Origin of the sequence: Imperialibacter roseus (genome assembly GCF_032999765.1) — a bacterium.
Lineage (GTDB): Bacteria > Bacteroidota > Bacteroidia > Cytophagales > Cyclobacteriaceae > Imperialibacter > Imperialibacter roseus.
On record NZ_CP136051.1, the window covers coordinates 4,519,930 to 4,536,146 of the forward strand.

At 44.4% G+C, this 16,217-nt stretch carries 13 protein-coding genes and 2 tRNA genes; all 15 read right to left on the reverse strand.

Features of this window, described 5'->3' with window-relative positions; translation table 11 throughout:
• Position 1: 1 nt before the first annotated feature.
• Positions 2-2,110, reverse strand: a complete 2,109-nt coding sequence (gene fusA, locus RT717_RS19120) for an elongation factor G (protein ID WP_317487969.1) — start codon at positions 2,108-2,110, stop codon at positions 2-4.
• 13 nt (positions 2,111-2,123) lie between these two features.
• Complete coding sequence (rpsG, locus tag RT717_RS19125; RefSeq protein WP_151997938.1) at positions 2,124-2,591, reverse strand: 30S ribosomal protein S7; 468 nt, start codon at positions 2,589-2,591, stop codon at positions 2,124-2,126.
• A 9-nt stretch (positions 2,592-2,600) separates the two neighbouring features.
• Positions 2,601-2,978, reverse strand: coding sequence for a 30S ribosomal protein S12 (gene rpsL, locus RT717_RS19130; RefSeq protein ID WP_151997937.1), 378 nt, complete (start codon positions 2,976-2,978; stop codon positions 2,601-2,603).
• 94 nt (positions 2,979-3,072) lie between these two features.
• Positions 3,073-3,402: a DUF3467 domain-containing protein gene (locus RT717_RS19135; protein ID WP_151997936.1), complete on the reverse strand. Its 330-nt coding sequence runs from the start codon at positions 3,400-3,402 to the stop codon at positions 3,073-3,075.
• A 6-nt stretch (positions 3,403-3,408) separates the two neighbouring features.
• The gene (gene rpoC, locus RT717_RS19140; protein ID WP_317487970.1) at positions 3,409-7,731 is read right to left on the reverse strand and encodes a DNA-directed RNA polymerase subunit beta'; all 4,323 of its coding nucleotides are present in this window, start codon (positions 7,729-7,731) and stop codon (positions 3,409-3,411) included.
• Positions 7,732-7,777: 46 nt separating this feature from the next.
• Positions 7,778-11,644 carry a DNA-directed RNA polymerase subunit beta gene (rpoB, locus tag RT717_RS19145; RefSeq protein ID WP_317487971.1) on the reverse strand — a complete coding sequence of 1,289 codons (3,867 nt, stop codon included), beginning with the start codon at positions 11,642-11,644 and terminating at the stop codon, positions 7,778-7,780.
• Positions 11,645-11,788: 144 nt separating this feature from the next.
• Positions 11,789-12,175 (reverse strand): 50S ribosomal protein L7/L12, encoded by a 387-nt coding sequence (gene rplL, locus RT717_RS19150; protein WP_151997933.1) that lies wholly within the window; start codon positions 12,173-12,175, stop codon positions 11,789-11,791.
• A gap of 33 nt (positions 12,176-12,208) precedes the next feature.
• Positions 12,209-12,742 carry a 50S ribosomal protein L10 gene (gene rplJ / locus RT717_RS19155; protein WP_317487972.1) on the reverse strand — a complete coding sequence of 178 codons (534 nt, stop codon included), beginning with the start codon at positions 12,740-12,742 and terminating at the stop codon, positions 12,209-12,211.
• Between the two features lie 2 nt (positions 12,743-12,744).
• A complete protein-coding gene (gene rplA / locus RT717_RS19160; protein WP_317487973.1) occupies positions 12,745-13,443 on the reverse strand; it encodes a 50S ribosomal protein L1 in 699 nt (232 codons plus the stop codon).
• A 10-nt stretch (positions 13,444-13,453) separates the two neighbouring features.
• Positions 13,454-13,897: a 50S ribosomal protein L11 gene (gene rplK, locus RT717_RS19165; protein WP_151997930.1), complete on the reverse strand. Its 444-nt coding sequence runs from the start codon at positions 13,895-13,897 to the stop codon at positions 13,454-13,456.
• 4 nt (positions 13,898-13,901) lie between these two features.
• Entirely contained in the window at positions 13,902-14,453 is a 552-nt protein-coding gene (gene nusG / locus RT717_RS19170) for a transcription termination/antitermination protein NusG (protein ID WP_151997929.1), read from the reverse strand.
• A gap of 24 nt (positions 14,454-14,477) precedes the next feature.
• Entirely contained in the window at positions 14,478-14,669 is a 192-nt protein-coding gene (gene secE / locus RT717_RS19175) for a preprotein translocase subunit SecE (RefSeq protein ID WP_151997928.1), read from the reverse strand.
• A 21-nt stretch (positions 14,670-14,690) separates the two neighbouring features.
• Positions 14,691-14,761: transfer RNA gene (locus RT717_RS19180), tRNA-Trp, on the reverse strand.
• Between the two features lie 105 nt (positions 14,762-14,866).
• Positions 14,867-16,054, reverse strand: a complete 1,188-nt coding sequence (tuf, locus tag RT717_RS19185; protein WP_317487974.1) for an elongation factor Tu — start codon at positions 16,052-16,054, stop codon at positions 14,867-14,869.
• Between the two features lie 60 nt (positions 16,055-16,114).
• Positions 16,115-16,186 (reverse strand) — tRNA-Thr (locus RT717_RS19190).
• Positions 16,187-16,217 lie beyond the last annotated feature (31 nt).

A 16,217-nucleotide genomic window follows, 5' to 3' on the forward strand; every position in this document is an offset into this window, starting at 1 on the left:
CTTATTTGGCAGCTGCACCTTTAGTTTTTGTAATCACGGCGTCGGCTATATTCTGAGGCACCTGATCATAATGTGCGAATGTCAAAGAGGCAGTCGCTCTTCCCGAACTCATTGTACGAAGATCAGTTACGTAACCGAAAAGCTCCGAAAGAGGAACATCCGCTTTAATTACAGACGAAGTACCTTTGGTATCCATACCTTTCATGATACCTCTCCTTCTGTTCAAGTCACCTGTCAAAGGACCTGTATACTCATCCGGAGTAACTACTTCAACAGCCATTATCGGCTCAAGCAATACTGGCTTAGCCTTTCTTGCGGCTTCTCTGAAACCAATTCTAGCCGCCATTTCAAATGAAAGTGCATCCGAATCCACATCGTGGAATGAACCATGGAACAACCTTACTTTCATTGTATCGATAGGGTATCCAGCCAGCGGGCCATTTTTCATCGAGTCAGCAAAACCTTTCTGCACGGCTGGGATGAATTCTCTTGGAATTACACCACCCACAATAGCATTTACAAACTGCAGGCCGTCAGCTGCGTGATCTTCATCTTTTGGCCCAAGCTCAAACACAATATCCGCAAATTTACCACGACCACCGGTCTGCTTCTTATAGACCTCCTTGTGCTCAACTGTGGCTCTAAGTGCTTCTTTGTAAGCCACCTGAGGAGCACCCTGATTAATTTCAACCTTAAATTCTCTCTTGAGACGGTCGATGATGATTTCAAGGTGGAGCTCGCCCATACCTCTAAGGATTGTTTGACCTGTTTCCTCGTCGGTATTTACCTGAAGGGTTGGATCTTCCTCAATAAGTTTGGCAATGGCCATTCCGAGTTTATCAACGTCTGCCTGAGTTTTAGGCTCAATGGCATAGCCAATAACCGGCTCAGGGAACACCATAGACTCAAGCACTATCTTGTGCTTTTCATCACAAAGTGTGTCACCAGTTTTAATATCTTTGAACCCAACTACAGCGCCAATATCACCAGCGTGAAGCCTTTCGATTTGGTTCTGCTTGTTGGCGTGCATCTGGAATATTCTGGATATCCTCTCTTTGTTACCCGACCTCGTATTGTAAACATAAGAACCAGACTCAAGCATGCCCGAGTAAGACCTTACAAAACAAAGGCGGCCTACAAAAGGGTCAGTAGCAATTTTAAACGCCAAGCCCGCAAAAGGTTCTGAAACAGCAGGTTTTCTTGAAACCTCAGCATCGGTATCGGGGTTGATCCCTTTAATGCTTTCTCTGTCCATCGGTGAAGGAAGAAGTTCCATCACATAGTTAAGCATTGTCTGAACGCCTTTATTCTTGAAAGCAGATCCGCAAAGCATTGGCACAAAAGCCAAGTCTACAGTAGCAGCTCTAAGTGCCTTTACAACTTCGTCTCTTGTAATAGACTCAGGATCTTCAAAATACTTTTCTAACAAAGATTCGTCGTACTCAGCAACTGCCTCTAGCAAATGCTCTCTGTACTCCTTCACTTCATCCTTCATATCTTCAGGAATCGGCACTTCGCTAAATGTCATTCCGAAGTCATCCTCGTTCCACACCATGGCGATGTTTTCAACAAGGTCGACAACACCTTTGAATTTCTCCTCAGATCCGATAGGCAACTGAAGCGGAACTGCTTTAGTACCCAATCTTTCTTTCACTTGCTTACAAACGGCAAGGAAGTCGGCGCCGGAGCGATCCATTTTGTTGACGAATCCAAGACGGGCAACTTTGTAATTGTCAGCCAGGCGCCAGTTAGTTTCTGACTGAGGCTCAACACCATCAACCGCACTAAACAAAAACACCAAACCGTCCAATACCCTCAAGGACCTGTTTACTTCCACAGTGAAATCTACGTGGCCAGGGGTATCTATAATGTTAATGTGATAATCGTCTCCTTTATATTTCCAGAAAACAGTAGTAGCAGCGGAAGTAATAGTAATACCCCTCTCCTGCTCTTGCTCCATCCAGTCCATAGTGGCAGCACCATCATGAACTTCTCCTATTTTATGGTTGACACCTGTATAAAAGAGTATACGCTCTGTTGTTGTTGTTTTACCAGCATCAATGTGAGCAGCAATACCAATGTTACGGGTGAATCTAAGATCTCTTGCCATTACGCCTTTTCAATTAAAATCTAAAGTGGGAGAAAGCTTTATTTGCATCAGCCATACGGTGAGTATCATCCTTTTTCTTCACAGCAGCGCCTTCGCCTTTGGAAGCAGCGATGATTTCGCCGGCCAATTTATCAGTCATAGTTTTTTCACCACGAGTTCTGGCGTATTTGATAAGCCACTTAATTCCCAAAGAGACCTTTCTCTCGGGACGTACCTCCAAAGGAACCTGAAAAGTAGCACCACCTACACGGCGGCTTTTTACTTCAACAGCAGGAGTTACGTTGTTAAGCGCTTTTTTCCACACTTCAAGACCATCTTCGCTTGTCTTCTTACTAACAGCCTCAATGGCGTCGTAGAAAATGGAATAAGAAACGCTTTTCTTCCCGCTAAGCATTAAATTATTCACAAATTTGGTTACCAAAGTATCCCCAAACTTAGGGTCAGGGAGGATGTATCTTTTCTTAGGTTTTGCCTTTCTCATTGCGATTAATTATTTCTTTTTAGGTCTCTTAGCACCATACTTAGAACGACTCTGGAGTCTTCCTGTTACTCCAGCGGTATCAAGGGCACCTCTAACGATGTGATACCTTACACCAGGAAGGTCTTTTACTCTACCACCTCTGATAAGCACAATTGAGTGCTCCTGAAGGTTGTGACCTTCACCAGGTATGTAGGCGTTCACTTCCTTACTATTGGTAAGACGAACCCTGGCTACTTTACGCATGGCAGAGTTTGGCTTTTTAGGAGTGGTAGTGTAAACCCTTGTGCACACGCCTCTTCTTTGAGGACATGAATCAAGAGCAGGTGACTTGGATTTCCATGTCACGGCCGTTCTACCTTTTCTTACTAATTGCTGTATAGTGGGCATTTAGACTGTATTTTTCTGTGTTCCAAAAAATGGAACGCAAAGATATGGATTTATAATTTTTAGTGCAAAGAATTGATGGCGAATAATTATTCAACTATGCTTCACCAACTGTGCCTCCAAAATTCATTGGAAACTTGGGTAGCTCATTGGTTGTTTTAATTGTGCCAAAGGTATCTTCGTATTTTCGGACATTTTCCTCCAAAGCAGCCAGGAGACGCCTGGCATGCTCTGGAGTAATGACAATTCTCGATTTAACCTTTGCCTTTGGTACACCAGGCATCAGTCTTATAAAATCTATAACGAATTCACTGTTTGAGTGAGCAATCATGGCTAGGTTAGCATAAACGCCTTCAGCAATCTCTTCCGAAAGCTCTATGTTAATCTGATTAGGATTCTTTTTAGGGTCCTTTTCTTCTTTTGCCATAACTACTTACTTGCTGACCTCGAAAGATCTTTCCTCAGTTTGTTGCTCTCTGTCTCTATCCCTAGCGGTCAGTGCCTCGTATTCTTCCTTGGAACCAACCACGTCCCTTTGGAAATTACGTCTTCCTGTACCGGCTGGAATCAGATGGCCTACGATTACGTTTTCCTTAAGCCCCTTCAGGTGATCGGCCTTGCCTCGGATAGAGGCTTCGCTCAATACTTTGGTAGTCTCCTGGAAAGAAGCAGCTGATATGAAACTTTCTGTATCCAACGACGCCTGGGTAATCCCTTGAAGCGATGGCTTGGAAACAGCAGGTTCAGCGCTACGTACTTCGACGATCTTAAGGTCACGTCTCTTCAGGCTGGAATTCTCATCTCTCAGCCTGCGAGAAGAAATGATTTGACCTGGCTTAAGATTCTCCGAATCACCAGCGTCCATCACTACTTTCTTGTCAAGAATGTTATCGTTCTCCTCACGGAAAGCAAACTTGTCGCAAGTTTGTCCAGGTAGGAAACTAGTGTCTCCCGGATCCAGAATCACAACTTTCTGCATCATTTGGCTCACTATTGCCTCAATATGCTTATCGTTGATCTTCACACCCTGCAGACGATATACTTCCTGTATTTCGTTTACAAGGTACTCCTGAACAGCTGTAGGTCCTTTGATAGAAAGAATATCTGCAGGTGTAATGGCACCATCAGACAAGGCATCGCCAGCTCTCACAAAGTCGTTGTCCTGAACAAGGATGTGCTTGGAAAGTGAAACCAGGTAACGCTTCTTCACTCCGTCCTTAGACTCGATGTAGATTTCACGGTTACCACGCTTGATACCTCCATAAGTTACCACACCGTCGATCTCACTCACCACAGCCGGGTTGGAAGGGTTACGTGCTTCAAACAATTCGGTTACCCTTGGCAGACCACCGGTGATATCTCTTGACTTAGAAGTCATACGAGGTATCTTAGACAGAATCTGTCCAGCTTTCACCTTCTGGCCTTTTTCAACCGCCAAGTGAGCGCCTACCGGAATGTTATAACCTTTCGACTCGTCTCCCTTTCCATTGACAACAATGGCAGGGTTCTTCGTCTTATCTTTTGTATCAATGATTACTTTCTCTCTGTGACCTGTTTGCTCATCAGACTCCTCTTTGAAAGTAATGCCTTCTTCAATAGCATCGAAATCGATAGTACCATCGAATTCTGAGAGAATTACAGCATTATAAGGATCCCAGAAACAAAGCTCCTGGCCTTTTTCTATCTTCTCTCCGTCTTTCACCTTAAGGAATGCACCATAAGGAACGTGGTTACTGATGAATATTTTATCAGATTTCGGATCCTTTATTTTCATTTCACCGGAACGCCCCATCACCACATTGATGCTTTCTCCTTCATCATTGGTAGTTTTCACTGAACGTAGCCCTTCGAATTCAACGATACCGTCAAACTTAGCCCTTATGCTGGCATCCACTGCAATGTTGGACGCCGTACCACCCACGTGGAAGGTACGTAGTGTCAACTGTGTACCAGGCTCACCAATCGACTGAGCGGCGATTACGCCAACAGCCTCCCCTATCTCTACCATGCGGCCAGAGGCAAGGTTGCGACCGTAACACTTGGCACAAGCGCCCAGGCGGGTCTCACAAGTAAGCACAGAGCGAATTTCTACTTCTTCAATGCTGGTAGCATCAATTCTGGCTGCCAACTCCTCAGTTACTTCATCACCTGCTGACACGATAAGTTCATCAGTGATCGGATCGAACACATCATGTACTGTCACCCTACCAAGAATTCTCTCAGATAAAGGCTCCACTACGTCTTCATTATCTTTCAAGGCAGTAACAACGATACCTCTCAGTGTGCCGCAGTCGTCTTCATTGATCACGACATCCTGTGCCACGTCCACCAGACGACGGGTAAGGTAGCCCGCATCAGCCGTTTTAAGGGCAGTATCGGCAAGACCCTTACGAGCACCGTGGGTAGAGATAAAGTACTCGATTACGTCCAGACCTTCCTTAAAGTTAGAAAGAATCGGGTTTTCGATGATTTCACCAACAGAACCCTGAAGGTTCTTTTGAGGCTTAGCCATCAAACCACGCATACCACCCAGCTGACGAATCTGCTCACGAGATCCACGAGCACCTGAGTGCATCATCATGTAGATCGAGTTGAATCCCTGATCGTCTTCTTCCAGTTGCTTAAGCAGTGTGCCTGTCAACTGAGAGTTGATACGAGTCCAGATGTCAATCACCTGGTTGTAACGTTCGTTATCTGTGATAAGACCCATCAGGTAGTTATTCCAAACCACGTCTACTTCTGCTTTCGCAGTTTCGATCATCGTTTCCTTCTCCTCAGGAATCTTGATATCATTCAAACCGATAGACAGACCACCGATGTATGCAGACTTAAAGCCAAGCTCTTTGATATCATCAAGGAACTTAGCAGTTCTAGCCATACCAGTGATTTTGAACACAGTACCGATAATCAACTGTAGTTTCTTCTTGGTCAGAAGCTCATCCACATAGCCGACTTCTTCAGGAACGTTCTGGTTGAAAATAACCCGTCCAGCTACTGTCTCGATGATTTTGGTTTCAAGCTCATTGTTCTCGTTAAGAACTTTTGTTCTCACTTTGATATAGGCATGCTTCGAAAGTCTCTCCTCGTTTATAGCGATGATAACTTCTTCGGCATTATAAAAGGTTCTACCTTCTCCCATTACAGGATGATCCTTGGTAGACTTCCGGCCTTTGGTGATGTAGTACAGACCCAATACCATGTCCTGAGAAGGCACCGCAATAGGAGCACCATTGGCAGGGTTCATAATATTGTGAGAAGCAAGCATCAGCGTTGACGCCTCAAGAATTGCTTCGTGGCCAAGTGGCACGTGAACGGCCATTTGGTCACCGTCAAAGTCAGCGTTGAAGGCAGTACAAACCAGCGGGTGAAGCTGAATCGCTTTTCCTTCTATCAACTTAGGCTGGAAGGCCTGTATACCTAACCTGTGTAGTGTTGGAGCACGGTTAAGGAGCACAGGATGTCCTTTCAATACGTTTTCAAGAATATCCCAAACAACCGGATCCTTACGATCGACGATTTTCTTGGCAGACTTAACAGTCTTTACAATACCTCTTTCAATCAGTTTCCTGATAATGAATGGTTTGAAAAGCTCAGCAGCCATATCCTTAGGCAGACCGCACTCATGCATTTTCAACTCCGGCCCTACCACAATTACTGAACGACCAGAGTAGTCAACCCTTTTACCGAGAAGGTTTTGACGGAAACGGCCCTGCTTTCCTTTCAGCATGTCTGAAAGTGACTTCAAAGCTCTATTACCATCCGAACGCACAGCGTTCACTTTTCTTGAGTTGTCAAATAATGAGTCAACCGCTTCCTGAAGCATTCTTTTCTCGTTACGAAGGATTACTTCCGGTGCTTTGATATCAATAAGTCTCTTCAGACGATTGTTTCTGATGATTACCCTTCTGTACAAGTCGTTCAAGTCAGAAGTAGCGAATCTACCACCATCCAACGGAACCAAAGGACGCAATTCAGGTGGAATAACCGGCACCATACGGATCACCATCCACTCTGGGCGGTTTTCAATACGGGTGCGAGCATCTCTGAATGCTTCAACCACTTTCAGCCTTTTTAAGGCTTCCGCCTTACGCTGCTGAGAAGTATCGGTTGATGCCTGGTGGCGAAGATCGTATGAAAGTGAGTCAAGCTCAATTCTTGAAAGAAGCATTTCCAATCCTTCCGCACCCATCTTAGCGATGAACTTATTAGGATCAGAATCGTCAAGACTTTGGTTCTCTCTAGGAATTTTATCGAGAATATCGAGGTATTCGTCTTCTGTAAGGAAGTCGAGGTAGTTGATACCATCCTCAGCTTTCAAACCTGGCTGAATAACTACATATCTCTCATAATAGATGATCTGATCCAGCTTTTTGGTCGGAAGACCAAGCAGATAACCGATCTTATTTGGAAGAGAGCGGAAATACCAGATATGAGCAACAGGCACTACCAGTTCAATATGGCCCATGCGCTCACGGCGTACTTTCTTCTCTGTTACCTCTACACCACAGCGGTCACAGATAATCCCTTTATAACGTATTCTTTTATACTTACCACAGTGACATTCCCAGTCTTTTACAGGTCCGAAAATTCTTTCGCAGAAAAGACCACCCATTTCAGGCTTATAGGTTCTATAGTTGATGGTTTCGGGTTGTGTAACCTCACCATGAGAGCTCTCCAGAATAGATTCAGGAGACGCCAAACTAATAGTAACCTTAGAGAAGTCGCTTGTAATTTTCTTATTTTTTCTGAACGCCATAATGTTATTTATATATGGTTGAGGGGCCTAAGCCCCTTGGGATTTTTTAGTCAAGAGTGATTTCAAGTGCCAAACCACGGAGTTCGTGAACCAATACGTTGAATGATTCCGGAATTCCAGGCTTCTGCATGTTCTCACCTTTCACTATCGCCTCATATGCTTTGGCACGGCCAACAACATCATCGGACTTAATGGTAAGGATTTCCTGAAGGATGTTGGATGCACCAAATGCTTCAAGTGCCCAAACTTCCATTTCACCAAATCGCTGACCACCAAACTGTGCCTTACCACCAAGCGGCTGCTGGGTAATAAGAGAGTAAGGTCCGATTGAACGAGCGTGCATTTTGTCATCAACGAGGTGACCAAGTTTCAGCACATAAATCACACCGACTGTAACAGGCTGATCGAAACGAACACCGGTAAGACCATCGGTCAGGTAAGTTCTACCAAAATCAGGCAAACCTGCCTCCTTCAACTCTGCTGCTACCTGCTCCATTGAAGCGCCGTCAAAAATTGGAGTGGCATACTTGCGACCCAACTTCAAACCTGCCCAACCAAGTACAGTTTCGTATATCTGACCAATGTTCATACGAGAAGGTACACCCAGTGGGTTAAGAACCACGTCAACTGGTGTTCCGTCCTCTGTAAACGGCATATCCTCTTCACGAACGATCTTTGCAACCACCCCTTTGTTACCGTGACGACCGGCCATTTTATCACCTACTTTCAGCTTACGCTTCTTAGCCACGTAAACCTTGGCAAGCTGAACGATGCCAGCAGGCAGTTCATCACCAACCTCAAGAGTGAATCTTGCTCTCTTGAAATCACCGGCAACTTCATTCCTTGCCTTCATGTAGTTCTTGACCAGCTTTACGATGTTCTCATTTACATGAGCATCTGTTGTCCAGTTATCAAGATTTACATCGGAAATCAGGTTAGCCTCCTCGGGAACGTTGTAGTTACTTTCGTCTCTGTAAACGTTCTTAGGTGGGAACAGATTCTCATCGATGTTACGACCATTGAATTTCACCCCTTTGGAGATCAATTCATCGCCGAACTTATGCTTAACACCTTGCGACGTCTTGCCTTCAAGAAGCGTAGTCAGCTTCTTCACCATTCGGTTGCGAAGCTCAAGAAGCTGGTTGGAATACTTACTCTTAAGTACTTCCACCTCTTTCTTAGACTTGCTTCTAAGGTCTTTGTCCTTCTTGGGGCGAGAGAATAACTTGGTGTCAATAACAACACCTCTTAGCGATGGTGAAGCTTTCAAAGAAGCATCTTTCACATCACCAGCTTTGTCGCCGAAGATTGCTCTAAGGAGTTTCTCTTCAGGAGTTGGATCTGTTTCTCCCTTAGGTGTGATCTTACCAATAAGGATATCGCCTTCTTTTACGTCTGCACCAATCCTGATAATACCGTTCTCGTCAAGGTTTTTAACAGCCTCTTCGCTAACGTTAGGGATTTCAGAAGTAAGTTCTTCCTCACCACGTTTCGTATCTCTTACTTCAAGTTCAAATTCTTCGATGTGAATTGATGTAAAGATATCGTCACGAACTACTTTCTCAGAAATTACGATCGCATCCTCGAAGTTGTATCCTTGCCATGGCATGAACGCCACCTGAAGGTTACGACCGAGAGCTAACTCGCCTTGTTCAGTCGCAAACCCTTCGCAAAGTATCTGACCAGTTACCACTTTCTGCCCTTTGAAAACAATAGGTTTCAGGTTGATACATGTGTCCTGGTTAGTTCTCCTGAACTTAATAAGGTTGTATTCTACGTTTTCGTTGTCGAAGCTGATTAGTTCACCTTCGTCGTCTCTATCGTATCTTACTACTATTTTCTTAGCATCTACAAAAACAACCTCGCCATTTCCTTCGGCTGTCACCAGCGTTCTTGAGTCTTTTGCAATTCTTCCTTCGAGTCCGGTACCAACGATTGGCGCCTGTGGACGAAGAAGTGGCACTGCCTGGCGCTGCATGTTCGATCCCATCAAAGCACGGTTGGCATCATCATGCTCAAGGAATGGAATCATTGACGCCGCAACAGAAACAATCTGGTTAGGAGCAATGTCCATGTACTTCAGCGTAGGTGGTTCCACAACGGGGAAGTCACCTTCAAAACGAGCCTTTACTTTGTCGTTCAGATACTTACCCTTGTCATCAATTGGCGCATTGGCCTGGGCAATATAATGCGTATCTTCTTCCTCGGCTGTAAGGTAGAACACGTCGTTTCCGACGATACCCCCCTCTACCATCCGGTAAGGCGTCTCGATGAATCCCATGCTGTTTACTTTCGCATGCACACACAAGGAAGAGATAAGACCAATGTTTGGTCCTTCCGGTGTTTCAATGGTACAAAGGCGACCGTAGTGAGTATAGTGTACGTCACGAACCTCGAAACCGGCACGCTCTCTTGACAAACCGCCTGGCCCGAGGGCAGACATCCTTCTTTTGTGAGTGATCTCAGCAAGAGGATTGGTTTGGTCCATAAACTGCGAAAGCTGATTGGTACCAAAGAACGAGTTGATAACTGAAGACAGCGTTCTGGCGTTGATCAAATCAACAGGCTTGAAGTCCTCATTGTCACGCACGTTCATTCTTTCCTTGATGGTACGGGCCATACGGGCCAAACCAACAGAGAACTGGCTGTACAACTGCTCACCTACCGTTCTAACACGACGATTAGAAAGGTGGTCAATATCATCAACTACAGCTTTGGAGTTGATCAATCCGATCAGGTACTTCACAATCCTAACAATGTCCTCGGTTGTTAACACCCGAACGTCGAAAGATATATCGAGACCTAGTTTCTTGTTGATTCTGTAACGACCTACTTCACCAAGGTCATAACGCTTGTCACTGAAGAACAAACTCTGGATAATATCTCTGGCTGTTTGTTCATCAGGCGCCTCTGTATTTCTAAGCTGGCGATAGATTTGCTCCACTGCTTCTTTCTCAGAGTTAGAATTATCCTTCTGAAGCGTGTTATATATAATAGCGTAATCTGTCACGTTCACATCTTCCCTGTGCAGGATGATCGACTTAGTGCCGGACTCCAATATCGTGTCAAGGTCTTCTTCTCCTATGATAGAATCTCTTTCGAGAACAATCTCATTTCTGTCGATAGAAACAACCTCACCTGTATCTTCATCCACAAAGTCCTCCGTCCAGGTACGTAGCACCCTGGCGGCCAACTTTCTGCCGACAATTTTCTTCAGGTTCTTCTGATTGGCTTCGACTTCTTCAGACAGACCGAAAAGGTCCAGAATGTCTTTATCAGTACCGTATCCAATGGCTCTCAAAAGAGTGGTCACCGGGAACTTCTTTTTCCTGTCAATGTAAGAGTACATGACGTTATTCACGTCAGTGGCAAACTCTATCCAGGAACCTTTAAAAGGTATGATCCTGGCAGAATAAAGCTTGGTACCGTTAGTGTGCTTACTCTGAGCAAAGAAAACGCCTGGTGATCTGTGAAGCTGAGAAACGATAACACGCTCAGCACCATTGATCACGAAGGAGCCTTTCTCCGTCATGTAAGGAATATTTCCAAGGAAAACCTCTTGCTCAATCGTCTCGAAGTCCTCATTGTCTGCATCGTTGCAGGAAAGTCTTAATTTCGCTTTAAGCGGAACCGAATAGGTAAGACCTCTGTCGATACTCTCGTCTACAGAATACTTTGGAGGATCTACAGTATAGTCAATGAATTCAAGAACGAAATTCTCTCTTGAGTCAGAAATAGGGAAGTTTTCAGCGAATACTTTGAAAAGTCCTTCCTGGATTCTCTTTTCTGCAGGCGTCTCCAATTGGAAAAAGTCTTTGAAAGACTGGAGTTGCACATCAAGAAAATCAGGATAATCTATTACTGGCTTAATGGAAGAGAAATTGATTCTTTCGGATGTCTTTTTATTAGCCAAAGCTTTAAAGATTTAGTTCTTAATAGAAGGATAAACCCTGTTGTAAATTTCTTCCTGTAGCTAAATTAGCACAAACAGGAAAAGACCTGACGCACTAGCCAGGTCTATTATCTTGGAGCCACCACCTAAAAGTGGCAAAGTAAATTATTTCAATTCTACTTCAGCTCCAGCTTCTTCCAGTTGCTTCTTAAGGGCTTCAGCCTCATCTTTAGCAACGCCTTCTTTCACTGCCTTAGGAGCACCATCAACTAGTTCTTTAGCTTCTTTCAAGCCAAGTCCAGTAAGGTCCTTCACAAGCTTAACAACTGCAAGCTTAGCAGCTCCCGCTGACTTAAGGATAACATCAAATGAGTTCTTCTCTTCTGCAGCGGCGTCTCCACCACCTGCAGCAGCACCACCTGCAACTGCTACCGGAGCTGCAGCAGCGGCTGGCTCAATGCCATACTCATCTTTAAGAATTGCCGCAAGTTCGTTAACTTCTTTTACAGAAAGATTAACCAGTTGCTCTGCGAATGCTTTCAAATCTGCCATTTTTGAAAATAATTAAATTGTTTCTACGTTCGTTTATGATTCTTTTTCTGACAGGGTCTTTACGATACCTGCCAGTTTGTGCTGACCACTCTGAAGAGCGCCAATCACGTTTTTGGCCGGAGATTGGAGCAATCCAATTACCTCTCCGATCAGTTCGGACTTAGACTTCAAGCTAATAAGCATGTCAAGATGCTGTTCGCCGATGAATAAATCCTTTTCTATGGAAGCAGCCTTTAATTTAGGTCGACTCTCTTTATCAGCTTTTTTGAAGTCTTTGATAAGTTTTGCAGGAGCCTTTGCGTCTTCTTTTGAGAAAAGAACGCCTGAAAATCCTTTCAAAGCTGTGTCATTGAGTGGTGAAAAATCACCTTCAAGTGACTCGAGTGCCTTTCTGATAAGTGAATTCTTGATTACACGGTATTCAACGCCGCTATCAAAGCACTTACCTCTGAAGTTGTTCACTTCAGCAACGGAAAGACCGGAAGCATCAGTAATATAGAAGTGACCATTGTTGGAAAACTTCTCTTTCAGCTCTTCAATGAGCACTGCCTTATCTTCTCTTGTCATGATTAAATCCCTCCTATCGTATTTTTATCAATAGTGATGCCTGCACTCATGGTGCTTGAAAGGTGGATACTTTTGAAGTACGTGCCTTTAGAAGAACTTGGCTTCAACCGAGCAATAGTCTGGATCATCTCCATCGCATTGTCCCTGATCTGATCGGCTGGGAAAGACACCTTGCCAATGCTGGCATGGATGATACCGGTTTTGTCAACTTTAAAGTCGATTTTACCAGCTTTCACTTCCTTTACCGCTTTTCCAACATCCAAAGTAACGGTACCTGATTTAGGGTTAGGCATCAAACCACGTGGTCCCAGCACTCTTCCCAATTTACCCACTTTAGCCATCACGGTTGGCATGGTAACGATTACATCGATATCAGTCCAACCAGCTTCAATTTTCTTAATGTAATCATCAAGACCAACGAAGTCGGCACCTGCGTCCTTTGCTTCCTGCTCTTTGTCAGGCGTGCAAAGCACCAATACCTTTACCTCCTTACCGATACCATGTGGCAGGGCAACTACGCCTCTTACCATTTGGTCAGCCTTACGAGGGTCTACTCCAAGTCTGATGTCGAGATCAACAGAAGCATCGAACTTAGTGAAGGTGATGTCCTTTACCAGTTTGGCAGCGTCATCAACACCATACTCCTTGCTGACATCTATTTTGGCCGCAACGGCCTTTTGATTCTTAGTAAGCTTTGCCATTTCTCTCTGATTAATTATCCCAAGGAGCAGCTCCTGTTACCCTAACACCCATGCTTCTTGCAGTACCGGCTACCATTTTCATAGCAGACTCTACGGTAAATGCGTTTAGGTCAGGCATCTTAGTTTCAGCAATTTGCTTTACCTGATCCCATGTAACTGATCCTACTTTGTCCCTGTTGGGTTCAGCAGATCCCTTCTTAACCTTTGAAGCCTCCATTATCAACACTGGCGCAGGAGGCGTCTTGATTACAAAGTCAAAAGATTTGTCGGTATAGATGGTTACTAATACCGGAAGAACCATACCTTGCTTTTCCTGCGTTCTAGCGTTAAACTGCTTGCAGAACTCCATTATGTTAAGACCCTTGCTACCTAAAGCCGGACCAATCGGGGGTGCAGGGTTGGCTTGTCCACCACGCACTTGAAGTTTCAAGTACCCGCTAATTTCTTTAGCCATTTTATTAATCCTGTTTTTCTACCTGGAAATAATTCAATTCAACTGGTGTGTTCCGGCCAAATATTTTCACCATCACATTAAGCTTTCTTCTTTCTTCGAATACTTCCTCAACCGTTCCTGTGAAACCACTAAATGGCCCATCCATCACCTTCACTATTTCACCTACTATAAAAGGTGTATCTAATTTCTCTTCGGCTTCATCCATTTCGTCTACTTTTCCAAGTATCCGGTTCACTTCATTCTGCCTTAGAGGTACTGGTGCCTTCGTTTTGTCTCTGGAACCCAGAAACCCTATTACACCAGGGATATTCGTTATTGTGTGAAGTATTTCTCCATGCGAAAGGTCGGCGGCGATGATGATGTAACCGGGAAAAAAGTTACGCTCTCTCACTCGCTTTTTACCATTACGCATTTCGTATACTTTCTCGGACGGAATTAAAACCTGAGGAATAGTTTCCTCCAGATTTTGTCTGGTAATCTCAGTCTCCAGGTAGGTCTTGACTTTCTTCTCCTGCCCGCTTACTGCTCTTACCACGTACCAATTAATTTCTCCCATCCTTCACTATATTTATACTGCCTATTAAAAGGCGTTATAAAACCATTTCAATGCGTTTTCAAACGCCAAATCTACAACACCGATGAACAAAGCAAATATTAGTGATGCCACCAACACCAGCACGGAGCTACCCTGAAGTTCAGAGTATTTAGGCCAAGTTACCTTGGTTCTCATCTCGTCATAAGACTCCTTTACGAACGCAACCAGTTTATTCATATATTCTTCCGGTTTTTATAGCACGGGTGGAGAGATTCGAACTCCCATCAACGGTTTTGGAGACCGCTATTCTACCCTTGAACTACACCCGTTTAACGAATGCAGCCCGAAAAACGGACTGCAAAGGTATGATAATGTTTTATTATATGCAAATGCGTTTCACCATTAAGATGAAACGCATTCAGCTATTTAAAAACTTAGTCAAGAATTTCAGTCACCTGACCAGAACCAACGGTTCTGCCACCTTCTCTGATGGCGAATCTTAGACCTTTCTCAAGAGCAACCGGGTTAAGCAATTTCACCTCGATAGTGATGTTATCACCTGGCATTACCATTTCTACGTTTGCAGGAAGAGTAATCTCACCAGTTACGTCAGTAGTTCTCAAGTAGAACTGAGGTCTGTATCTGTTGAAGAAAGGAGTGTGACGTCCACCTTCTTCTTTAGAAAGAACATAAACTTCGGCCTTGAAGTGAGCGTGAGGCTTCACAGAACCTGGCTTACAGATGATCATACCACGACGGATTTGAGACTTCTCAATACCTCTAAGTAGCAGACCTACGTTGTCACCAGCTTCACCTCTATCCAAAATCTTACGGAACATCTCAACACCAGTGATGGTAGACTTAAGACCTTCAGCACCCATACCGATGATGTCAACTGCATCACCTGTGTTGGTTACACCTCTTTCAATTCTACCGGTGGCAACTGTACCACGACCAGTAATTGAGAACACGTCTTCAACAGGCATAAGGAAATCCTTGTCGATCGCTCTTTCAGGAAGTGGAATGTGCTCATCAACAGCGTTCATAAGCTCTTCTACTTTAGCTACCCACTTAGCTTCACCGTTAAGTGCGCCTAGAGCCGATCCCTGAATAACAGGAATAGTATCGCCTGGGAAGTCATAATAAGTAAGAAGCTCTCTGATTTCCATTTCAACAAGCTCAAGAAGTTCTGGATCATCTACCAAATCGACTTTGTTCATGAAAACCACAAGCGCAGGAACACCTACCTGACGAGAAAGAAGGATGTGCTCTCTGGTTTGAGGCATTGGTCCGTCAGTCGCAGCCACTACGATGATCGCTCCGTCCATTTGCGCAGCACCAGTAACCATGTTCTTCACATAGTCAGCGTGACCAGGACAATCCACGTGAGCGTAGTGTCTCTTTTCAGTTTGGTACTCGATGTGCGAAGTATTGATAGTAATACCTCTTTCTTTTTCTTCTGGAGCGTTATCGATCGCTGAGAAGTCTTTAATTTCGGCCAGTCCTTTACCCGCAAGAACTGCAGAAATAGCAGCCGTCAAAGTGGTTTTACCGTGGTCAACGTGACCGATGGTGCCAATATTTACGTGCGGTTTAGAACGATCAAAGTTTGCTTTTGCCATATTTGATAATCCTCGATTTAGTTATTAATATATCAGTTAATAGATGTTCAAAATACAGAGAGCCGTTGACGGGAATTGAACCCGTGACCTCTTCCTTACCAAGGAAGTGCTCTACCTCTGAGCTACAACGGCAAAAAAGACTTTGGCTTCCACCGCCAATGCC